22 protein-coding genes are annotated in these 22,064 nt (G+C 50.8%); 14 read left to right on the top strand and 8 right to left on the bottom strand.

What is annotated here, in order from left to right; all coding sequences use genetic code 11:
- Positions 1-193: 193 nt before the first annotated feature.
- From ACI1P2_RS16975 to ACI1P2_RS16955, 5 genes are all read left to right on the top strand, one after another.
- Positions 194-1,858 (top strand): DUF6138 family protein, encoded by a 1,665-nt coding sequence (locus tag ACI1P2_RS16975; protein ID WP_355321036.1) that lies wholly within the window; start codon positions 194-196, stop codon positions 1,856-1,858.
- 39 nt (positions 1,859-1,897) lie between these two features.
- Positions 1,898-2,740: a DUF4850 domain-containing protein gene (locus tag ACI1P2_RS16970; RefSeq protein WP_355321035.1), complete on the top strand. Its 843-nt coding sequence runs from the start codon at positions 1,898-1,900 to the stop codon at positions 2,738-2,740.
- Positions 2,741-3,130: 390 nt separating this feature from the next.
- Complete coding sequence (locus ACI1P2_RS16965; RefSeq protein ID WP_408976254.1) at positions 3,131-3,262, top strand: hypothetical protein; 132 nt, start codon at positions 3,131-3,133, stop codon at positions 3,260-3,262.
- 66 nt (positions 3,263-3,328) lie between these two features.
- The gene (locus ACI1P2_RS16960) at positions 3,329-5,416 is read left to right on the top strand and encodes a beta-galactosidase (protein ID WP_355321034.1); all 2,088 of its coding nucleotides are present in this window, start codon (positions 3,329-3,331) and stop codon (positions 5,414-5,416) included.
- 93 nt (positions 5,417-5,509) lie between these two features.
- Positions 5,510-6,331 (top strand): AraC family transcriptional regulator, encoded by an 822-nt coding sequence (locus tag ACI1P2_RS16955; protein ID WP_355321033.1) that lies wholly within the window; start codon positions 5,510-5,512, stop codon positions 6,329-6,331.
- A 97-nt stretch (positions 6,332-6,428) separates the two neighbouring features.
- Here the strand turns inward: ACI1P2_RS16955 and ACI1P2_RS16950 are convergent, their stop codons facing one another.
- Positions 6,429-6,767: a hypothetical protein gene (locus ACI1P2_RS16950; protein WP_355321032.1), complete on the bottom strand. Its 339-nt coding sequence runs from the start codon at positions 6,765-6,767 to the stop codon at positions 6,429-6,431.
- 158 nt (positions 6,768-6,925) lie between these two features.
- Here ACI1P2_RS16950 and ACI1P2_RS16945 point away from each other — a divergent pair, with 158 nt between their 5' ends.
- Positions 6,926-7,276: a winged helix-turn-helix transcriptional regulator gene (locus ACI1P2_RS16945; protein ID WP_355321031.1), complete on the top strand. Its 351-nt coding sequence runs from the start codon at positions 6,926-6,928 to the stop codon at positions 7,274-7,276.
- Here the strand turns inward: ACI1P2_RS16945 and ACI1P2_RS16940 are convergent.
- From ACI1P2_RS16940 to ACI1P2_RS16920, 5 genes are all read right to left on the bottom strand, one after another.
- The gene (locus ACI1P2_RS16940) at positions 7,260-7,823 is read right to left on the bottom strand and encodes an NAD(P)H-dependent oxidoreductase (RefSeq protein WP_355321030.1); all 564 of its coding nucleotides are present in this window, start codon (positions 7,821-7,823) and stop codon (positions 7,260-7,262) included. The two genes, ACI1P2_RS16945 and ACI1P2_RS16940, sit on opposite strands and share 17 nt — an antisense overlap.
- A gap of 209 nt (positions 7,824-8,032) precedes the next feature.
- Entirely contained in the window at positions 8,033-9,427 is a 1,395-nt protein-coding gene (locus tag ACI1P2_RS16935; RefSeq protein WP_355321029.1) for an SMI1/KNR4 family protein, read from the bottom strand.
- A gap of 112 nt (positions 9,428-9,539) precedes the next feature.
- Positions 9,540-10,022, bottom strand: a complete 483-nt coding sequence (locus ACI1P2_RS16930; RefSeq protein ID WP_355321028.1) for a nitroreductase family protein — start codon at positions 10,020-10,022, stop codon at positions 9,540-9,542.
- Between the two features lie 37 nt (positions 10,023-10,059).
- Positions 10,060-10,629 carry a nitroreductase family protein gene (locus tag ACI1P2_RS16925; protein ID WP_355321027.1) on the bottom strand — a complete coding sequence of 190 codons (570 nt, stop codon included), beginning with the start codon at positions 10,627-10,629 and terminating at the stop codon, positions 10,060-10,062.
- 229 nt (positions 10,630-10,858) lie between these two features.
- On the bottom strand, positions 10,859-11,743 hold the full coding sequence (locus tag ACI1P2_RS16920; RefSeq protein ID WP_355321026.1) for a helix-turn-helix domain-containing protein: 885 nt from the start codon (positions 11,741-11,743) through the stop codon (positions 10,859-10,861).
- Positions 11,744-12,016: 273 nt separating this feature from the next.
- Between ACI1P2_RS16920 and ACI1P2_RS16915 the strand changes: the two genes are divergently transcribed.
- On the top strand, positions 12,017-12,379 hold the full coding sequence (locus ACI1P2_RS16915) for a hypothetical protein (protein ID WP_355321025.1): 363 nt from the start codon (positions 12,017-12,019) through the stop codon (positions 12,377-12,379).
- Positions 12,380-12,496: 117 nt separating this feature from the next.
- On the opposite strand, the gene ACI1P2_RS16910 is transcribed toward ACI1P2_RS16915, so the two are convergent.
- Together ACI1P2_RS16910 and ACI1P2_RS16905 are read right to left on the bottom strand one after the other, a co-directional pair.
- Positions 12,497-13,360: a sulfurtransferase gene (locus ACI1P2_RS16910; protein ID WP_355321024.1), complete on the bottom strand. Its 864-nt coding sequence runs from the start codon at positions 13,358-13,360 to the stop codon at positions 12,497-12,499.
- Between the two features lie 515 nt (positions 13,361-13,875).
- A complete protein-coding gene (locus ACI1P2_RS16905) occupies positions 13,876-14,805 on the bottom strand; it encodes a DMT family transporter (RefSeq protein WP_355321023.1) in 930 nt (309 codons plus the stop codon).
- A 216-nt stretch (positions 14,806-15,021) separates the two neighbouring features.
- Between ACI1P2_RS16905 and ACI1P2_RS16900 the strand changes: the two genes are divergently transcribed.
- From ACI1P2_RS16900 to ACI1P2_RS16870, 7 genes are all read left to right on the top strand, one after another.
- Positions 15,022-15,909, top strand: a complete 888-nt coding sequence (locus ACI1P2_RS16900; protein WP_355321022.1) for a hypothetical protein — start codon at positions 15,022-15,024, stop codon at positions 15,907-15,909.
- A 189-nt stretch (positions 15,910-16,098) separates the two neighbouring features.
- Positions 16,099-16,812 (top strand): 2,3,4,5-tetrahydropyridine-2,6-dicarboxylate N-acetyltransferase, encoded by a 714-nt coding sequence (dapD, locus tag ACI1P2_RS16895; protein WP_355321021.1) that lies wholly within the window; start codon positions 16,099-16,101, stop codon positions 16,810-16,812.
- A 144-nt stretch (positions 16,813-16,956) separates the two neighbouring features.
- The gene (locus ACI1P2_RS16890) at positions 16,957-18,093 is read left to right on the top strand and encodes an N-acetyldiaminopimelate deacetylase (RefSeq protein ID WP_355321020.1); all 1,137 of its coding nucleotides are present in this window, start codon (positions 16,957-16,959) and stop codon (positions 18,091-18,093) included.
- A 157-nt stretch (positions 18,094-18,250) separates the two neighbouring features.
- Entirely contained in the window at positions 18,251-19,360 is a 1,110-nt protein-coding gene (locus ACI1P2_RS16885; protein WP_355321019.1) for an ABC transporter ATP-binding protein, read from the top strand.
- Entirely contained in the window at positions 19,350-20,159 is an 810-nt protein-coding gene (locus ACI1P2_RS16880) for an ABC transporter permease (protein ID WP_355321018.1), read from the top strand. Before ACI1P2_RS16885 ends, ACI1P2_RS16880 begins: the two co-directional genes overlap by 11 nt.
- Positions 20,149-20,988 (top strand): ABC transporter permease, encoded by an 840-nt coding sequence (locus ACI1P2_RS16875; RefSeq protein ID WP_355321017.1) that lies wholly within the window; start codon positions 20,149-20,151, stop codon positions 20,986-20,988. Before ACI1P2_RS16880 ends, ACI1P2_RS16875 begins: the two co-directional genes overlap by 11 nt.
- Positions 20,985-22,058, top strand: a complete 1,074-nt coding sequence (locus ACI1P2_RS16870; RefSeq protein ID WP_355321016.1) for an ABC transporter substrate-binding protein — start codon at positions 20,985-20,987, stop codon at positions 22,056-22,058. Before ACI1P2_RS16875 ends, ACI1P2_RS16870 begins: the two co-directional genes overlap by 4 nt.
- Positions 22,059-22,064 lie beyond the last annotated feature (6 nt).

Below are 22,064 nucleotides of genomic sequence, written 5' to 3'. Positions count from 1 at the left end.
ATCTGCCTGTCCTCCGGGTTTTTATAGTTGGCACCAATGTATCATGCAAAAATAACCAGCGTCAATTGACCCTTCCGCCCATTTTCGTTATGGCTTACTAAGCCTTTAAGCTCTTTTAACAACCTTATCCGGCTACTAAAATAAAAGAATACCAAGTGAACGTAACTAACTGATCAGACAAGGGGATAGATCATTGAATAAAGCTGTCAAAGCTTTTCTGAGCGACGTGTGGGCGGAAGTCAGCGCGATTTACGCCAAGGAAAGCCAAAGAATTCATGAGCTGAAAAAGCAAAGCAGACTGCAGGCAGGCATTCACGATTACCTCCAGGTGGCGTGGAGAAAGGGAAAATTAAACCGGGCACAAGGAAGCATCCATATCGATGTTTACGAACCGTTCTCCTGGAGTGACAGCTCGTACAAAATCGAAGCGGGTTCTTATATAGAAGAACTGACAGACGAGCATCTGATTCAGGAGTTTTTCCCTGCATTATGGGGCCGTATGGATGCCCTGTTCCGTTCTGATGCGCTCGGCCCCCGTTTTTTTAATTACCACTTTGAAATCTTATTTGTATTTGAACGGGAGCAATCTGAATTGCGGCTCAGCCATCGCTTGGTGAATGAATCGAAGCTTGCGGAGCTCAAAGAATCGCTGGATCATTTTATTCAGACGAAAATTCTATCCGATCCTCCCGTGCTGCCAGGCGAAAATGATATGTTTTTCTTTGCACGGCATTTGACGAATCCAGACGTTATAAAGCAGGAGGAAAAAGTAGTGGGGCCGCTGATTCACCGGCTTGCAGACAAGCTTCGCAGCAACCGCAAACGATTGGACGAGTGGACAGGCCATTATACCTCGGCTTTGAACGATTGGGCGCAGGAGCATTTTCTGAATCAGCATTTTGTTCGTCCGGATGATTACTCGACAAATTGGATATTGAAGGGAGATTCCGAACGCCAGGCTCCAGAGCCGGGGGAGATAGACTTTTTTCTCTTTGCAGCCCTGGAGATCGGGAGGACCGATCCGCACACGAGACAAAAGTATTTGGAGCTCGCTGTTCAGCTTGGTTCCAGAAAAGCGGCAGACTATTTGCAAGCGGGGAGCGGAAGATTTGAGAGTTTATATAAAGGAAGCCGGATGGAAGGCAGAAATAACGATGTGACGCAGACGATTGAAATCCGTATTCTCTCCGAGGAGGAACTGGCGTATAAGGAAGCGCTGGACTATCTGGTTGGCCTTTTGAGAGACGGATTTCCCAAAGGGTACAAGCTGAAGCTGAAGAGCGGACAAAAGCATTTTCTGCCGCTGAAAAAGCTGGCCAAGTCGAAGCTTCATCAGTTTTTTGGCAATGCATTGCAATATCTGGCCCTCTTCCCCAAGCTTGCCGAATACGCCGAAACGGCCATGGAGGAATTTGCCTGGTACGGGGATGTAGAGCCTGGCGAAAAATCCGTCATGCCCGGCACCTATGCCGTATTTGGCCTCGGCCTGTACAGTGAGTCTTATTTTCCGCTGGTATGCCGCTATATGGAACTGGTGGATACCGAGCATCAGCTGGTACAGGACAGCTATGCGGAAGCTTTTGTTGACGCTCATGGCGTCAAGGCGGATCATATGCCTGTCCTGGTCGCCATTTTGCTGGGAGGCAACGAGGAAGCTAAACCTGTTAAAAATATAGCTATTGATCGTCCTGAGCTTGCTGAGGCACTTGTCAGAGCGCTGAAGGATAAAAAGGATTATGAGCGTGAGCTGGTACTGTGCCGGATTTTCGGCAGTGTCCAAAAGCTTGCCAAAGCGGCCAAAAAAGAACAGCCGCCACTCAAGAACGGGCTGGAACAGCTTTTAGCACTGTTGGAATAATTAACGTCACCCCATTTGAATGGCTCAGGAGTTGAAGAAATGAGTAAAAAAGGGATGTTTTCCGTTGCTGCTGTACTCGTTATCGCGTGCGTGATTATGCTCGGATATCTGGTCTTTCGACAGGAGCTGGACAAGCAGGCTTTGCCGCCTGCCGCTTCTCCCGCTTCATTGAAAGAGGACGATGCCAAAGAACTATTGCAGACTCCAAGCCTAGCGTTTCCTGGTACGGATGGCGGTGGGGTACGGCTTCCGCTGCAAATTGTGAAGAGCCAATTAACTTTGGATGACGGCACCAGAAGCTTAATTACAGAGCCCCCCGAGCCGCCGGTGATGAGCTATAAAATCCCTGCTGAGATGCAGGACAAGCTGCAGGCTGTCATGGTGTACCGTGAGGACGTAACCGGAGGTTATCTTTTGCTTGCTCCGCAGGGATGGCAGGCCTCGGCCGTTGTCGGCGCGAACGGTTCGTATGCAGTTACTCTAAATAATCCCAATAATCCGGATCAGACGCTGGAGTATATTGACACAGCGGGCTCATGTCAGGGCTGCGCGATCAACATAATCGGCACTTATTTTCCCGAGCGGGCCGAGTGGGCGGATCAGCAAGGCTTCACCGTGTATGAGCCGCTGGCTTTTACAGATTGGAGACAGGCAGGTACTGAGGGCGAGGATGCCAGAACAGCAGCTTACACGACAAAGGCAACCAACGAAGGGGATTATTCCAAAGGGATTCTATACTACCAGGAGGACAGTTACGGATATTTAACCCGCCATCTGGAGTTTAAGTTAACGGAAGAGACAAGAATCACAGATGAAACCATGGAAATTGCACTGGATTTTTTCAAGTTTCATCATGGGCCTCTGACAGTGGAAGAATCCTAAACAAGCACTGGAAGCTGGTCAATAGTAATTCTTACTGGGGAGGTTCTCCTCCTCTACATACTGGAACAAGATCGAGAACAGGGGTGAACTTGCCCCTGTTCTCTGTTTTGAAGTGGGGAATCGCACGCAGCAGCGGAGAGGACGAAGCAATTCCGGAAAAGCGGCAGCGTTCGCCTTTGGCACCAAATTTCAACCACTGAAAATATAATCATCAGAAATTTGGGGTCAACAGCGATTGCAGGAATGGTTCGTTCTCGGAGCGTCTCAGAACATAAAAAAGTCGAGCCCAGGATTACTGTTTCATATTTTTATATTCAATCATCATTTTGTTACATTTGATCCGGGTGTAACCGCTTTATAATTAGCTATATCGGCCAATGCGACCTGTTGGTGGACTTTTCGACGATTGATTACGGTCAGGTCATGGTCGGCATCACGATTGCCACCATTCCGATCATTGTATTTTTCCTGGCACTGCAAAAGCACTTCGTTGCCGGCATGCTGGGCAGCGCGGTGAAGTAAGCTGGTACAGATCAAGAGGATTTGTCAATAAACCCATAATTTAAATTGAGAGGAGAACACACCATAATGACTAAAAAATTTGCCCCGTTTCATCCTGCGGTAACAGGCCTGCTGCATGGAGGGGACTATAACCCGGATCAATGGCTCGATTACCCCGAAATTATTCAAGAGGATTACCGGTTGATGAAGCTGGCGAACTGCAACGCTTTTACGCTGAACGTATTCGGCTGGAGCGCGATCGAGCCGGAGGAAGGCCAATATGAGTTTGGCTGGCTGGACCGGATCATGGATGATCTGGCGGCAAGAAATATGAAGGTAATTCTGGCAACTCCGAGCGGCGCCAGACCAGCCTGGATGTCCGCGAAGTACCCGGAGGTGCTGCGGGTGGAGGGCAACCGGCAGCGGAATCTGCACGGATTGCGCCATAATCACTGCTTTACCTCTCCTGTTTACCGTGAGAAAACAAGGGAAATCAATACTAAGCTCGCCGAGCGGTACAAGGATCATTCTGCACTGATTTTGTGGCATATTTCCAATGAATTCGGGGGAGAGTGCCACTGCGACATGTGCCAGGAGGCTTTCCGCGAATGGCTGAAGAAGAAATATGGAACGCTCGACAAGCTGAACCACGCCTGGTGGACCGGCTTCTGGAGCCACAGATTCTCCGCTTGGGAGCAAATCGAATCCCCGGCTCCGCATGGCGAGAATCAGGTGCATGGCCATAATCTGGATTGGCGGCGTTTTGTGACGGATCAGACGATTGATTTCTACCGCAACGAGATCGTTCCGCTGCGTGAAATTACGCCGGATATTCCAGTAACGACCAATTTTATGGGCAATTACCCCCATATGGGTCCGTTCCTTGGCCTCGACTATGCCAAGTTCGGCAAGGAGGTGGATGTCGTCTCCTGGGACAGCTATCCGGCCTGGCACAGCGATTTTCAGCAAACCGCCGATCTGGCGGCAGACGTCGCTTTTGTACATGATATTTACCGCTCCATGAAAGGCGGGCAGCCGTTCCTCGTCATGGAGAATACGCCATCCCTGGTGAACTGGCATAATGTGAACAAGCTGAAGCGGCCGGGAATGCACGCTTTATCTGCTGTACAGTCCCTGGCTCACGGCGCCGATTCCATTTTGTATTTTCAGTGGCGGAAAGGCAGAGGAGCTTCAGAGAAATTCCATGGGGCGGTGGTGGATCACAGCGGCCATGAGCATACGCGCGTATTCCGGGAAGTGGCCGAAGTGGGCGATATGTTGCAGAAGCTCGGAGAAATCCGCGGGACTTCGGTAGAGCCCGAGGTAGCCTTGATTTATGACTGGGAAAATCAATGGGCCATGGATGACGCGCAGGCGCTCAAGCCAAGGGAGAAGGGCTACATCGCTACCTGCCAGGCCCATTACAAAGCGTTCTGGAAACGCGGCATTCCGGTGGATATCATCGACATGGACAGGGATTTTTCCGGATATAAGCTGATCATTGCCCCGATGCTTTATATGGTTCGTCCTGGGGTAGCGGAAAGACTGGAGCAATTTGTGCAGCAGGGAGGAACGCTCGTTGTCACCTATTGGAGTGGTATCGTGGATGAGAATGATCTGACCTTCCTGGGCGGGTTCCCGGGACCACTGCGCAAGCTGCTTGGTATCTGGGCAGAGGAAATCGATACGCTGTATGATGCGGACCGGAACAGCATCCGCTTCAATCAGAACGGGCTTGGGCTGGAAGGAGCATTTGAGGCCATGGAATACTGTGAGGTGATCCATGCTGAAACCGCCGAGGTGCTAGCCGAATATGGGCAAGATTATTACAAGGGATCTCCTGCGCTGACGGTCAATCCATTCGGACAGGGAGCAGCTTATTATATCGCCTCACGGAATGAGGCGCGCTTCCATGATGAATTCTATGGCAAGCTGGTGGGGCAGCTCGGAATCGGGCAGGCTCTGGATATCGAGATCCCGGAAGGAATCAGTGTGCAGCAGCGTTCCGACGGAGAGCATGATTATATTTTCATCATGAATTTTGCGGACAGCACCAATCAGGTAAAGCTGCCTGAAGGACAATTCGAGGACCTGCTGGATCAAACTGGTCGCTCAGGTGAGCTCGAACTGCCAGCTTACGGATATACGGTTTTAAAGCGGGATGCAATCCGGTAAAATAGAATAAGCCTGAACTGTCAGCCTGTTCCATAGCGAACAGGCTTTTCGGTATGATGATTGGACAAGCTTTAGGAGGAGGCAGAAGCGGCCTTGAAGAAGATCAGATACACATTTTCCGGACAGGAAAAGCCTCTGCCCTTATTTGTGGAGAGCATCGGTTATAATCCGCGTGAAGAGGATTTTGCAAGGCCTGAAGGATATCCTTACTTTCACTGGCTGCAGACCGTTGAGGGGGAGGGGATATTCTCCTTTTCCGGCGAGGAGTATACCCTTGGCAAAGGCGCGGGCATTCTGCTGATGCCATTTACGGAGCATTCTTATTACAGCACGGAAGATGCCTGGTCAACGTTGTATGTCACGTTCGGGGGAGCCTCAGCCGACAGCATTTTGAATGCGCTTGAGATTGGAGCGTCGAAGGTATATACCGAGTCGGAGGAGTTCCCATTTTCCGAGCTCATATGGCGTATGCTGAAAAAGATCGGCAAAGGCGCGGAGTTTTCCAGGCTGGATGCATCCGAGGAGCTGTACCGTTTTTTAATCATGCTGAAAAAATACGGTAAAACGGAAAATCAGCCGTCGCTATCCCATTATTATGATCGGATCAGGCCGGTTGTGGAGTGGCTTGAGAGCGAGTATGCGGAAAATATCGGGCTGCAGGAGATGTCCCGGCAAGCAGGCGTAAGCCCACAGCATCTCAGCCATTTGTTCCGTGAGACATTTAACATGAGCCCTTATGCGTTTCTGATTCAGCTGCGCATCCGTGAGGCCAAAAAGCTGCTGGTCGCAAGACCCGATATGCCGCTGAAGGAGGTTGCGCATAGGGTGGGCTTTCATGATGTGAGTCATTTTGTGGCAACGTTCAAAAAAATCGAGCAGATTACGCCGAGCAAATACCGCGGCCTGTTCAATTAGCAGGCTTGATGAGATGCTGAACCATGAAAATGACCTGCAAAAACCGATTCGTGTGCAATGGGTTTCTGCAGGTCATTTTGCTTGTCCATTTTTTGCCTCAGTCCGTGTACAATGCTCTCTTCATCTGCACGATTTTGGTGCCCGCGATGTGATTGCATTTTGGCACATGCCGCTTCAGGAAAGGAACGACATCCTCCTGGTAATCCCCAACTCTTTTGTCCGGACTTTGCTCGGGGATATTGAGAATAAAGCGGGCCAGCACACGGGCTTCCAGCGTCCAATTGGCAGGGTTGCGCACAGGCTTATCGATGGAGACGATCTGCTCTGTGACAATTTCGTTCTGCAAATGCAGCAGCTCATTTTTTATATATTGTTCATAGTCCTCCTCGTGAGGCACTCTTATCAAGCATTCTGCGTAGGTGATGACTTCAATCACGGCTAACCGTCCCCCTGTGTCTGATTCCCTCCTATTATACAATAATTGAGGTAGAATGTTTAAAGGGCCGTGATCCTGCTTTACTTTCTTTCCATAAGATTGGATAATGGTCAATTGAAAAGCTACACCATTTTACTTGCTGAAGGAGTGTGCAGCTTATGCCTGAAACTTGTATCCCTACTGGAGTGAAACCGAAAGACACCGGCTTTGGATATACGTTGTCCTTAATCGGCGGCAAATATAAAATGATCATTATGTACTGGCTGTATGAAAATAAAGTGATGCGTTTTAATGAGCTGCAGCGGAGCATCGGCACCATTTCCTTTAAAACGCTAAGCATGATGCTAAAAGAAATGGAGGCAGACGGCCTGATCATACGCAGGGAATTTCCGCAGGTGCCTCCAAAGGTTGAATATTCATTGTCTGAACGCGGTCAATCTCTTATGCCGCTGTTGAATATGATGTGCGACTGGGGAGAGGAGAACATGCCGGTTACAGACTGTCGATAAAATTTAAATAAGCTTGTGCGCTTTTGTCCAATTTGCTGGCAGGCGCTTCATTTTCTGCACCAGGCGCGTTCTCGCCGGGATCACCTTCTGTACCATAAAACGCAAAAGACGAACGGTAATCCGCATCACAGTATCGGAAGGTCGTTTCAAAGGGAGATAACAGCTGTTCAAGGGTATAGCGGTACCGCCCCGACTCACTATAATTTTCTTTTTTTGCGCCAGCAGATACTGCCAAAGCGGTTTTGCGGTTCTTTAGTTTATCGCCTCCATTTGAACCATAAGCCCAGCCATACGTAAAGACATCGTCAATCCATTTTTTTAAGAGGGGCGGGCAGTTAAACCAGTAGACAGGGAACTGCAACACAAGATTGCCATGTGATTCAATGAGCTGCTGTTCTTTTTGCACATCGATGTTTCCGTCAGGGTAGGCCTTATGCAGCTCATGCACCGTATACTTTTCCGGGTATTTTTGGAGCTCTTCCACCCAGCGTTTGTTTATAACGGATTCTTCCATGTTTGGATGAGTTACGACAACAAGAGTTTTCAACGATTTATCCTCCTTGAATTTGATGTATGTCATGAGTATAAAGAGAAGATCGCAATGATGTAAGTATGCACTTTTAGTTCAACTACTTTCCTAAAGGTAAGTGTTAACCGAAAAGATTGGCTCATAGGAAAAAGCCCGCGACTGACGCGGGCTTTCGTTCGTGCTCTTATCCGGCAATGGATGAGTTTCTATTTCGGTTGCTAAATTAGCTAATCGGTCAGATTTTCCAGAGCCCTGATCACTTCCGCTTTAGCCTGATCTGTGAAGCGGAGATGGCCGTTTTCCTGCTTAATCCGGTCTTCACGCTTGCGCTGGTCCAGCCAGCCGGTAATCCAGCTTGGAGCATAGCCGCCTTGGCCGAATTCGCCGCCGAATGCAATCATTTTCGGATAGACATCCAGATACTGCTGCCGGTCGGTATCCGGGTATGATTTGGTATAGAGCCAAAACTGCACATCATACATCAGATAAGACCGTTCGTCTGCATGAAAGGAAAAATGGCCTTTTTCTTCGACGATGCGGGTACAGATTTTGCGGATTTTTTGTTCAATCTGTTCCACTTCGGTGACTTGGGCACACAGTTCCGCGAGCAGGGGAGAGAACCTCCCATGGGCTACTTTATGTAAATCAGCTTCTTTGTCTTCCGCGGAGGTGTCGTATTCCTCTTCATTCACCAGGCCCCTGATAAATTCCTCAAAATTTTCGGCCAGAAAGGTGATTTCATAATCGTCCTCCTGATCCACATGAATGACCTCCGGCTCGCCTTCCGGACCGCATGCCCGGTAGTCCAGCATCACCACGTCATGGCCTGCCGAAGGACAGTCGCAGATGACAACACCAATGTCGGGGTAGCCCCATTCTTCAATCATAAAACGGCTGCCAAGGTCACCGCAGAGCGAGTAGCTTTTCTCCCGTCCAATGCCCAGGATGCCTGTGATGGCAATATGAGCTTCTGCCCAGGAAGTCGCTTCTTCTGTCGGAAAGCAGGTGTTCTTCGGAATCCCGCCGTTCTGCTGTTTCATTAAAGCAATATATGAGGCGGGCAGCTTATATCCAAGCTCTTCTTCGACGAATGCGATCATTTCATCTGTTGGCGGCTCGGAGACATAGGACTTCCTGGCATACTCGCTATCGTCCCAGAAATCCGAAAGCGACATTCCCGTAAAAGGAACATAGTTCGTGGCCGAATCGTAAGAGGCTGATGACGCTGCTGCCCGTTTGGCCGCTAAGCGCTGCTCCTGTCTGCGCCGCTTCTCCGCTTTTTGCAGGCTCCATTTTAACAGCAGCCCGGTATCCTCGTCGCCAGGCTCAAGGCTGTCTGCAATACCGAACGCACGCGCCGCTTCTTCATACCTTTTCAAATAATAAAGAGCAAAGCCGACCCGATAGTGCCATTTGGGATCTTTTTCGCCTTCGCTGGCAATTCTGTCGAATTGCTCAAGCGCCTCATCGTAAAGTCCCAGGTTGTTATAAGCTCTGGCCAACCGGCTGACCGTCTCATAATCCCGGTCGTTCTCGGGAATTGCCAGTAGGGTGTCCACAATCTGCTGATGCTCGTCCTCTTCATGCCATTGAGTCAATTGCTCGATAAGTTTTTGCTCCATAACTGCCCCCGTAATTTCAGAATGATATGAGAGATTGGTATAGTTACCCTGATTATACCAAATGGAGGGCATATGAAAACGATAATAGAAATATGGTGGACGCTCAGGGTCTTCAGAGCCGGCTCCAATTCAGATCAACAGGCATGGGAGGTGCAGTCCCCGGCTGCTCAATCCCGAAGCCGAGCTCCAGCACGGCTGTAATTTTTTCCTTCTCTGTTACGCCAAGCTTCCGGCATGCTGCGCTGTCGTACATCCATTCACGGAATATGACATTAGCGCCCAACCTCCGCTCGTAGGCGAGCAGCTGAAAGTTTTGCACGAGACAAAAGACAGCGGCTGTATTTTCACTTTGTTTATACGGGTCGCTGTCGTTCTGGCTGGCGATGATTAAATGCGCCCCCGGCTCATGGCTGAGCCATGCTATCTTTTCCGCTTCGTTGCGCGGGACAAAAATAAACCGCCACGGCTCTCTGAGCCTGTGGTTGGGAGCCCATACGGCATGGTTGAGCAGCTCCAGCACCAGCTCCTGCGGCACCGGTTGATGATCTGGCCTAAGTCTGCTCAGCTCTGCAATGTTGCGGTCCAACAGTTTCACTTGGTCTCATCCTCCTTAAAGTTTGGTATGCGCGGAATTATGATCCGCCGATGACCGTCCATCGCTGTTCGGCAGGCGTCCGCGGTCGCCCTTTGGGAGCCTTGTCAAAATGTCCGAGCAGTATAATGCCCACAAACCGCTCATCGTCCTGCATACCGATGCTTCCAAAAAATAATTCATTTTGAAGAAAAGGCTCGGTTCTCCAGGTCATTCCCAGCTCCTGCTCCCATGCAAGCAGCTGGAAATTTTGCAGAATACGGCATACCGTTCCGTAGGTTGCGTCATCCTTTAGCGGTTCTCCTTCTCTTTTGGCAAGAACAATAATATAGGCGGGCACCTCACTAAAGTGCTTTTGATAGGGCTTGAGCAGCGGTCCCAGCGCAAATTTGGCGATTTTATTTTCTGTGATCTTCTCCAATAAATAGCCCGTAAGCCGCTCTCTTTCTTCGAGGGAGCCTGCATATATATAGCGCCAGCGCGCTTTTCCTTCATAGGGGCACAACTGCTCGGCCTTTTTTAAAAGCTGTATCACCAAATCCTGTGAAACAGGACGGGTATTAAATCTTCGAATCGTTCTCCGTTCCCGGATTAATTGTTCAAGACTCATAGACTGATCCTCCTTCTGAGCACCATACTATTGATAACCATTCTCAGCGTCAATGAGGAACGGGAAAGTGCCATAAGAAGTCCGGTTATTTTGTTGCTTTGTCCTGAAAACTAGCAAAAAACCACCCTTCGCATCGGAAAGCCGTATGCGAAAGGGCGGTTTGATGAGAAGGGGCTGAAACCTCAACCCTTTACTCTAGTCTCAATGCGAAGAGGTGGTTATACATGTGTCAGCCTTGTCTGCGAAAGGCGGTCGGAGACATGCCCACATTTTTTTTGAAAAAACGTCCGAAGTAGGAAGGATCGTGAAAACCCAGATGGCGCGCGATTTCATCGACTGTCGAGGAGGAGTACCGCAGCAGGCGTTTAGCTTCGAGAAGCTGGCGCTCACGCAGCACTTCGCCTGCCGATTTCCCTAAAGTTTTTTTTACCGATTCAATCAGGTGGCTGGTGGTGACATGAAGGATGGACGCATATTCTGACACACTGTTCACGGAGCGAAAATGGGACTCAACGAGGGCCAGATACTGCTTGGTCAGCCTGAAACCTGCTTCTTCTCTATGGCCCTGCTGCCACTGGTCATGTATTCGTCCTGCTTCAATCAGCAATAACCGGATGTAGCTGCGGACTGCATCGGTTTGATCCTTGTGCTCCTTCGCCAGCTCCCGTTCCAGCAGGCGGAACAGCTCGTTGAATACGGAAGCATGATCAGGGCCTATATTATAGAACGGATTATCACCCATTAGATCGAGCAGAGACGTTTGCAACCAGCCTGCATGATCCAGCTGCTGCCCGGCAATGAGGTCTTTGGAGAAGATGAGCAGATAACCGTCGAACGCCATGCCGGGCTCTTTAGCGATCCAGCCGTGAATTTGACCTGGAGCAATAAGACTCAGGGTGTTAGGGGAAAAGCTGTAGCTTTGAAAATCAATTTGAACCTTGCCGCGTCCTTCCATAATCCAGAATAATTCATAGCAGTCATGACGATGCAAGTCGTAGGCCTCGAGCTCATCGCCATGCACCTCCAGGTTGAACCGCAGCAGCCGGAAGTCGTCGCTCTCCAGCGAAGAGGCGGGAATGACGGGAATGTTTTTGTTTCTGCCTGTTGCTCGCACAGGAGTTCCTCCTTTTGCATATTTCTGAGCGGTTTCTCGCCCTGGAGTTGCCCCCTAGTATATCTTGGTAGTTACGGGAACAGCTAATTGGAGACTTTTTTTGATAGACACAGCTTTCAACTCGTTTGAGGAGTGGTCTTTTGAAATGTGAGAAGCAGTCGCCAAACAGAGGGACTCACACGTTCGTAATACCTTGATTATTTAGCAAAGACATACCCAGTGAATGTCTGTAAAGTTGCGATGTAAAGGCCCTAAAAAGATAGGAGGGTATAAATGCAGTTTTTTTCATATGATCTAGGCTTTTTCCCGCTTGATTGGGAGTTGTGTTTTTTAGATATAGATGAGTACAAAGCAAAACTAGAGCAGAAGTACAAGAAAAAAGAAGCTTTCTACAAAAATGCCGCAGTAGAGCTTACGGACATGTTCACTCAAATCGATGAACTGCTGAAGGCTGCTCAGGATCATTGGAACAAGCAATTTCCTTATCAAAATGAGCTTCGTTGTCCACCCATGATCTCTGCTCTTCCCAAGGGAGATCATACAAACGGCGCTGTTTTTTGCATTGTTCTAAAACGTGATGAAGATGGGGATACCATTGTTTATTCACAAGTTCCGCTGCCCCATTTAGAGGAGTAATAAATTCTGTGAATAATTGGCGTGTCTCGTCAACCAAATGACTCTGAGTATAAAAATACACCGCCTAATTCTCAAAGCTGAGGGCGGTGTATCATCATCATATACTTTGTACTGCTTCTACTCTTCCCCGGTCGCTACCGGATTCTCCTCATAGCTAATCCAGTCACTCCAACTGCCTGCATACAGCTTCACATTGTTAAATCCAGCCCGCTTTAATCCCAGCACGTTCGGACAGGCCGATACACCGGAGCCGCAGTACGCGATGATTTCGGCATCCTTATCCAACTCAATGAAATGCTGCTCCAGCTGTTCCGTGCTCTTCAGGCTGCCGTCCTCATTCACTACGTCTTTCCAGAAGAAGTTGATCGCGCCCGGAATGTGGCCCGCTTTCTTGTCCAGCGGCTCTTCCAGTCCGAGATAGCGGCGGTGGTCTCTGGAGTCGATCAGGATGGGGGAGCCAGCCGGGAGCTTGTCGTCCTGTCCCGCCTGGCTGGACACCTCGCGCACTTCTTCCATCTGCGCCAGCATATCCGGCTTCACTTGAGCCGTAAATGACGTAGGAACAACAACCGGCCGCTCTTGCGTCACCGGATATTTGGCCTGCTTCCAGGCCGTGAAGTCCTGCTCCAGCACATAGACATTCTCATGCCCAAGATAGGTCAGCATCCACCAGACCCGGGCCGCGTTCATGCCGTTGTTGTCATCGTAGATGACGACGCGACTATCCTGGTTGATCCCGGCCTGTCCGAACGTGCGGCTCATCGCTTCCACATCCGGCAGCGGATGCCGTCCGCCGTGCTCGGTCACAGGTGCGGACAGGTCTTTGTCCAGATCCAGATAAACTGCGCGGGGAATGTGCTCTTCAAGATACTTTTGCTCTCCCGCTGCAGTATCGTTCAGCCAGAAACGGCAGTCCACGATGACCAGGTCCGGTTCATATAACCGGGCCAGCAGCCACTTGATCGGTACGGTATGTAGCATGTTCTCATCTCCTTTTAATAGTTTAAGCATACCAAGTGCAGGATCATTGTAAAGTAACATTTTGCAAAATAACAGCGCTCTTCCCCCAAAACCTTAGAATTCCGGTTAAAACAAAAGAGGAACCCTTTAAAAGTGTAGTTTCAATACTTTTTGGGTGCCTCTTTTGGCTTGGAGCGGACCGGAGAGCCCTTATTTACGCAAAATTATGGCTGCTTCACTTCCAAGCGGACCGAGCTGCAGTTATTTATATGAATTTCCGCTCTTGAAGAACATTTTTAACAGAATAAGGACGATACGGTCCGTTTACTTGAGTGGAACGTGCTTTTTTATCCAAATAAGGCCTCTCAAGTCCCCATAGCGCGAAGTACGCAGTGTGGCGCTCCTCGTGTCCGCATAAAACTAGTGGAGTAGAGCGGTGCCTCGCAAGGTCCGCACAGCCTGCAGTACAGGAGAGCAGCACAGCGGCAAGGCACACATGGCGTAGAGGCAGTTGTCCCGGGAGCGCAAGAGTCGCCCTATCCCGCCTTGCTCAGTTTATTGTCACCAGCAGCACTAACCGGCTTCTTAAAGTCACTTCCAAAACGGATAAACATCCACACCCCACACAGAATGAGCATGCCCGCCAGCAGCTGCACGGCCGTCAGCCTTTCATGCAGCAGCAGCCAGGCCAGGATGGAGGAGATGACAGGCTCGCCGAGCACGGCCATGGATACGGCTGTTGCATTGATATATTTCAGCAGCCAGTTGAACAGGTAGTGGCCGAACAGGGTCGGCACGATCGCCAGCAGCAGGAACAGTCCCCATTCACGCCAGGCGTAGCCGGTAAATGCAAATCCGCTGCCCACATTGTAAAGAGCCATCGAGCTTGCGGCTATGGCGAATACCCAGAAGTTGTATACATAGGCGCTTATGGATTCCCGCAGATGCTTGCCGAACAGCATATGAACCGCGACCGCAATGGTTCCCAGCAAGGACAGGAAGTCCCCCAGCAGAGCGTTTCCCGAGGCGCGGAAATCTCCCGCCCCGATGGCGATGGAGCCAACAACGGCAAGGGACATGCCGATGATCATCATCCGGTTGGCCCGTGTGTGGAAAAGCCAGAACGATCCGAGCATGACAAGAATCGGTTCAAGCGTTAGAATAACGGTAGAACTGGCAACGGTGGTCAAGCGCAGGGAATTCATCCAGAACAAAAAATGCAGCCCGAGCATGATTCCAGATCCGGCCATCAGCAGCCACTGCCTGCCTGTCAGCTTGAACAGCTCATGGCGGTATTTCCATGCGAGCGGCAGCATCAGCAAATTCGTCAGGTACAATCGGTACATGGCGATGACGGATACCTCCGCCTCCGACCATCTTATAAAAATGGAAGAAAATGAAATGGCAATAATGCCGATGACGTAGAGGAGCTCCAGAGAGTAGAACGATTTCTGATGGGTATTCATTTTGCATCTCCGTGAATTCAGATTAAAAAACGGGTAAGAATGGTGTGTCAGACAAAATATCATTATACCTGACCGCCAGCAGGTGTGGAATAGCCCCAAACCAAATTCCCGTATTGCCGTGCCGAAGAGCTTCCCGCTCAAGCACGGGGGAGCAAGTTAGTGAGAAGAGGAACTTTTCCAGCCAATTGTCGTCTAAATAATGTGGAGGTGTTACTTTTGATAAAAAAACGAATGATCTATGCAGCAGCGCTTGCTTCCGTAATGGCTCTTATCCTGTCCGCCTGCGGCGGCAAGCAAGTCAGTCCGCCGGCTAATAATACGCCAGCCGCCAACACTCCGGCTCCGGAACAGAACGAACCTGCTGTCCAGACACCGGAGACGCTTACCGGTACAGGGGTGTATAATGGACAGGCCGATCCTCATACCGTGGAAATTGAAGTAGACGGTGAACCCTCTGCATTTCAGCTTGGCGAAGGCGTTGACGCAGAGATCGCTCAATTGAATGAAGGGGACGCCGTTTCTTTCGAGTATACTGAAGAAGCGATTGAAGGAGATACAGCCAAGCAGCTCACTATCACTAAAATTACGAAAACAGGGGATGCTGCTTCACATGGTGACAATGATACCGCACAAGGTGGACAAGGCGGCGCACGTCCTGCAACCGCAACGTTCGAGGTGAATCTGGAAGGAACGAAGGAGGATCGCACGGCTGAGCTGGCACAGGGAGACGGCTACTCGCTGTACGTGTTTGATATGATGTCCTTTTTCCCGGACCAGAACAGGGTTGCCCTGGCGGTAGATGATAACTACTATGCGGAGATTACCAAGCTGCCATCCGACTTTAAGCTCGATACGCTTGAGAAAGAAGGCAAAGAAGAGCTGGCGGAAACCGGTGAAGTGGAGAAGGCTGAAGGGTCAGATATTCCCGCCGATCTGGAAGGTTCCAAATTATTCCTCTCCGCTACCGGCAACGGTGTAACTCAGAAATACATCGTACTGGAGAATGAAGGCCAGGGCTTTGCGGTTAAAATCAACGCCCCGCAAGGAGAGCCGCTGGAAGGCTTTATGGGTCATATTTACAAGACGCTGAACACACTGCAATAAAGATTTCATAAATCGGCGGAAAACCGCTGTAAATAAGGGCTTCGCAATGGTATGACCTGAAAGGTATCAATTGCGGGGCCCTGTCTTTTATGCTATAAAGGATTATAGTGTATGCTTGTTTCCAAAAGGAGCATGTTTGTATCCATAAGGAAAGCGTATGACCTGCGATGAAGGAGTGGTTGAACCGAGATGTCTATTGAAATGAACACTCAAGACGTAATCAATCTGATCAAGAACAGCAAGAAAAAGACCCCTGTCAAAGTATACGTTAAAGGTGAACTGGCTTCCGTGAACTTCGGGGAGAACGTTCAATCCTTTATTTCCGGTGGCGCTGGCGTCGTATTTGGCGACTGGGCCGATATCAAGGCTGTGCTCGACAGCAACAATGCCAAAGAAGAAGATTATGTGGTAGAGAACGACCGCCGCAATTCGGCTGTTCCCATGCTGGATCTGAAGGGCATCAATGCGCGCATTGAACCGGGCGCGATCATCCGCGACATGGTTGGCATCGGCGATAACGCCGTTATTATGATGGGCGCGGTGATCAACATCGGCGTAGAGATCGGCCAAGGCACCATGATCGATATGGGCGCCGTGCTTGGCGGACGTGTTAAAGTCGGCAAAATGTGCCATGTTGGCGCAGGCGCTGTGCTTGCAGGCGTCATTGAGCCGCCTTCCGCGCAGCCTGTAGTGCTGGAGGACGATGTACTGGTCGGCGCGAACGCCGTTGTCCTTGAAGGCGTACGTATCGGCGAGGGTTCCGTCGTGGCGGCCGGCGCTGTCGTAACGGAAGATGTTCCTCCATTCTCCGTAGTGGCGGGAACACCTGCGAAGGTGATCAAGCAGGTCGACGACAAGACAAGATCCAAAACGGAAATTTTGCAGGAGCTGCGCACCCTTTAATTTCAGGATACGTAGACGGCAACCTCGGACAAGGCTCGGCGGACGCGCCGGGCCTTAACTTGTTTCTAGGATTGACGTTCTTCTAACAATTATAAGCTATGATGATTTATGCAACTATGTGTCGAAAGGAGGTCTGGAACGACGATGACAACAGGGAACTTCAGTACATACTTTCAGATCCGGCGCGATTTACACCAGATTCCGGAGCCTGGCTTCATGGAGTTCAAGACACAGAGATATCTGCTCGATTATATCGCTGGTCTGCCGCAGGACAGGCTGGAGGTGCGCACATGGAGAACGGGGATTCTGGTGCTGATTCGCGGGACTGCGCCCAAGCGCCGTTTTGGCTATCGTGCGGATATGGACGCCCTGCCCATTGAAGAGGAGACCGGGTATGACTTCAAATCGCAGCATCCGGGCTATATGCATGCCTGCGGCCATGATCTCCACATGACCATCGGCCTTGGCATTGTGACCCATTTCGCTACCGAGCCGATGGCTGACGATCTGGTCGTGCTGTTCCAGCCCGCCGAAGAGGGACCCGGAGGGGCGCTGCCGATGCTGGGAAGCGAGGAGCTGGAAGATTGGATGCCAGACCAGATCGTGGGTCTGCATATCGCCCCCGAGTATCCGGTAGGCACGATTGCTACGCGCCCCGGCATTTTATTCGCCAATACGTCCGAGCTGTTTATTGACCTGACAGGTGTCGGAGGTCATGCGGCCTATCCGCACCGGGCAAATGATATGGTGGTGGCTGGATCTCAACTGGTCGGACAGCTGCAGACAATTGTGGCGCGTAATATCAACCCGCTGGATGCGGCCGTCATTACGATCGGCAAGGTGGAGAGCGGCACCAAGCAGAATATTATTGCTGAAACGGCCCGCCTTGAAGGCACGATCCGGACGCTGTCGGCGGAGACGATGACAGTGATCAAGTCCAGAATCGAGGCTCTGCTGCGCGGAATTGAAGCAGGCTTCGAGTGCAAGGCCGAGATCGATTATGGCTCGAACTACCGGCAGGTGTTCAATGAGGCCCAATTGACCGATGAATTTATGGACTGGCTCAGCGGACGCGAGGATGTGAAGCTGGTGGAATGCAGTGAAGCGATGACTGGTGAGGATTTCGGATATTTCCTTGAACGCATTCCAGGATTTATGTTCTGGCTGGGCGTGGACACACCGTACGGGCTGCATCATGCCAAGCTTGAGCCAAAGGAGGAAGCCATAGGTGTGGCCATTCGGGTCATGACCGATTACTTCACCTGGAAATCTCAGTCGTAAAAACATTCCCCATACTGGAGCCCTTTTCCCTGCTGTAATGGCATGAGAAAGGGGTTTTGCCGTGATTGAATTCGTGAATAAGTGTGGTAACAAAATAAAACGGCGCACAGCAGCGCCCCGGTGCAGCCTGAAGGCTCCCGGACATTAGGAGGTCATAATGGAAGAGCAGCCGATCATAAGATTCGAGAACGTAACGAAGCGTTATGATAACGATCCGCCCGTTCTGTCGAATGTCAGCTTTACCATTGAGAAGGGCAAGTTTTATACCCTGCTGGGGCCATCGGGCTGCGGTAAAACGACGATCTTGCGCATGATTGCCGGCTTTGCCGAGCCGACGGAAGGCTCTATCTATATGAACGGCAAGCTGATTAACCGCGTGCCTGCGAATGAGCGCCAGGTCAATACAGTGTTTCAGGACTATGCCCTGTTCCCGCATCTGAATGTGTATGAGAATATCGCATTTGGCCTGCGCATCAAAAAAATGAACAAGCGCGACATTGACGCCAAGGTGAAGCAGGCGCTGAGCTTCGTCAACCTGGAAGGCTACGAGCAGCGCAGCATCAGCGAAATGTCCGGCGGCCAGCGTCAGCGCGTCGCTATTGCCCGGGCAATCGTCAACGAGCCGGAGGTGCTGCTGCTGGATGAGCCGTTGTCTGCGCTTGATCTGAAGCTGCGGACGGAAATGCAGTACGTGCTGCGCGAAATGCAGCAGCGGCTTGGCATTACGTTTATTTTCGTCACACACGATCAGGAGGAAGCTCTGGCCATGTCGGATGAAATTTTTGTCATGAACCGCGGCAAAATTGAGCAGAGTGGGACACCGAATGACATTTATGACGAGCCGATCAACCGTTTTGTAGCGGATTTCATCGGCGAATCGAATATTGTACCTGCCAAAATGCTCTCCGATTATCTCGTTGAATTCAACGGACGGCAGTACGAGTGCGTGGATGCGGGACTTCGTCCGAATGAGGAAGTGGAGATCGTCATTCGCCCGGAGGATCTGCAGATTACCGCCGTCGATGAAGGCAAGCTGCGGGTAAAGGTCGACACCCAGCTGTTCCGCGGTGTCCATTATGAAATCAGCTGTTACGACGAATCGGGCCATGAATGGCTGGTGCATTCCACCCGCCGCGCCGATCCTGGCAGTGAAATCGGGTTGTATTTTGATCCTGAGGCCATTCATGTCATGAGATTCGGGGAGACTGAGGAAGAATTCGACCGCCGCCTGGAGGCTTACGAAGAGGTGCAGCCACATGTCCGGTAATACGCGCGCAGTATATCTGCTGCCCTATTATTTGTGGATTATGCTGTTTGTTGTGGCGCCTGTGCTGCTGGTGCTGTATTATTCCTTTTTCGATGTGGACGGGAATTTTACGCTGGCGAATTACGCCAACTTTATGACACCGATCTATTTGCAAATGACGCTCAGCTCCTTCTGGTATGCGCTGCTTGTAACCGTGTTTTCACTGCTGGTAGCCTACCCGGCGGCCTATTATTTGACCCGGACGAAGCACAAGCAGCTGTGGCTCTTGCTCATTATTCTGCCGACATGGATCAATCTGCTGCTGAAGACTTATGCCTTCATTGGCATTTTCGGTACACAGGGGCCAATCAACAGCCTGCTCAGCGTCATTGGCATTGGAGAACAGCAGCTGCTGTTCTCCAGCTTCAGCTTTGTGTTTGTATCTGTATATATATTTATCCCGTTTATGGTTTTGCCGATTTTCAACGCGTTGGAAGGGCTCAACCCTTCACTGCTGGCTGCGGCGCGCGATCTCGGGGCTTCGAAGTGGACGGCCTTTCGGCGGGTGGTGTTTCCGCTCACCCTGGGGGGAGTCCGCTCAGGATGCATGGCTGTCTTTATTCCCGCGTTGTCCCTGTTTATGATTACCCGGCTTATTGCAGGCAACAAGGTGATCACGCTGGGTACGGCCATCGAGCAGCATTTTCTGGTCACCCAGGACTGGGGGATGGGCTCGACGGTTGCGGTATTCCTGATTGTCGCCATGATTATTCTCATGCTGCTGTTTGGCGGCAGAGGGGAGGTGCAGCGTGGAAAATAAGTCCAGGCTCGCCAGCGTGTATCTCTTTCTTGTGTTTCTGGTGCTGTATGCGCCGATTCTGTATCTGATGTATTACTCCTTCAACAGCGGCGGTACGATGCACGGCTTTGAAGGTTTTACACTTGAATGGTATATGGAGGTGTTCCAGGACACCCGGCTCATCATCATTGTGATCAACACGCTGGTGATTGCGCTGCTGTCGTCCGCCATTGCCACGATGATTGGTATTATGGGGGCCTTGGCGATTGAGCGTGTACAGCGCAGACGTGTCAAAAATACGCTGCTCTCGCTGAACAATGTGCTGATCGTCAATCCTGACGTCATTATCGGGGCATCGTTCCTCATTCTGTTTACCATCGCCGGCATCAAGCTGGGCTTTGTGTCTGTGCTGCTTTCGCATATCGCGTTCAGCATCCCGATTACGGTGCTGATGATTCTGCCGCGGCTGCAGGAGATGAGCCCGACACTGGTGGATGCCGCGCGCGACCTGGGGGCCAGCCGGACGGATGTGCTAACGAAGGTCGTTCTGCCGTTTATTAAACCGGGAATTTTTTCAGGTTTCTTCATGGCTCTGACCTACTCCCTGGACGATTTTGCGGTGACCTTCTTTGTGACAGGCAGCGGATATTCAACCCTGTCGGTTGAAATTTATTCGCGGGCCCGGCAGGGCGTGGCATTGTCGATTAATGCCCTGTCCACGCTGATCTTCCTGTTCACCGTGCTGCTGGTCATCGGCTACTATTTCATTAACCGCAGGTACAACCAGACTTCCATGCTGAAGGCGGCACGGGTCAAGGAGTCTGCGGCTGAAGCGGGGGTGCCGCAATGAAATCTCTTGTTAGAGTGTTCGTGTCGGTTTTTGCCGCTGCCTTTATCCTGATGGGAGTGGCCGCATGGCTGAATTCCAGTCAAGGGTACTCGGGCGGGAATACGCTGACCATATACAACTGGGGCGATTATATCGATCCCGAGCTGCTGGACCGATTCCAGAAGGAGACAGGCATCACGGTCATTTACCAGACCTTTGACTCCAATGAAGCGATGCTGACGAAGATTGAGCAGGGCGGCACCTCCTTCGATGTAGCCATGCCCTCGGATTATGCCATTTCGAAGATGAAGGAACAGAATTTGCTGATTCCGCTCGATCATTCCAAGCTGCCGAACCTGAAAAATATCGATTCCCGCTTTATGAATCTGTCCTTCGACGAGGGCAATAAGTATTCGGTTCCATATTTCTGGGGCACGGTTGGCATTATATTCAACCCTGAAATGACAAAAGGAATTGACTTCAACAGCTGGGACGATCTGTGGGACCCAAGGCTGCGCAACAACATCCTGCTGGCGGACGGAACCCGTGAAGTGATGGGTATGGGGCTGAACAGCCTCGGTTACTCGCTCAATGATACGGAAGAGGCTCATTTGCAGGAGGCCTTGGCTAAGCTCAAGCAGCTCTCCCCGAATGTGAAGGCCGTTGTCGGCGACGAGATCAAGATGATGCTGGCGAATGAAGAAGGTGCGGTCGGGCTCGTTTGGTCCGGTGACGCCTCGGAAATTATGGGTGAGAACGAGAAGCTGGATTACACCGTCCCGGAGGAAGGCTCCAATCTGTGGTTTGACAATATGGTCATCCCAAAGACGGCCACCCATGTGGAGGCGGCCCACAAATTCATCAACTTCATGCTGGATCCGGAGGTCGCGGTACAGAACACCGAATATGTCGGTTACTCCACCCCGAACAAAGCGGCTTTGGCGTTGCTGCCGGAGGATATTTCCGGCGACACCCGCTTCTATCCGGAGCCCGATCTGATTAAGCGTCTTGAGGTATACGACAATCTCGGAAAGCGTATGCTGGCTCATTATAACGAGCTGTATTTACAGTTCAAAATGAGTCTGGATTAGCCAGAC

Source organism: Paenibacillus jiangxiensis (assembly GCF_046098255.1).
Lineage (GTDB): Bacteria > Bacillota > Bacilli > Paenibacillales > Paenibacillaceae > Paenibacillus > Paenibacillus jiagnxiensis.
The sequence above is the reverse complement of the archived record's forward strand: the minus strand, read 5'-3'. Positions and strand labels throughout refer to the sequence as shown.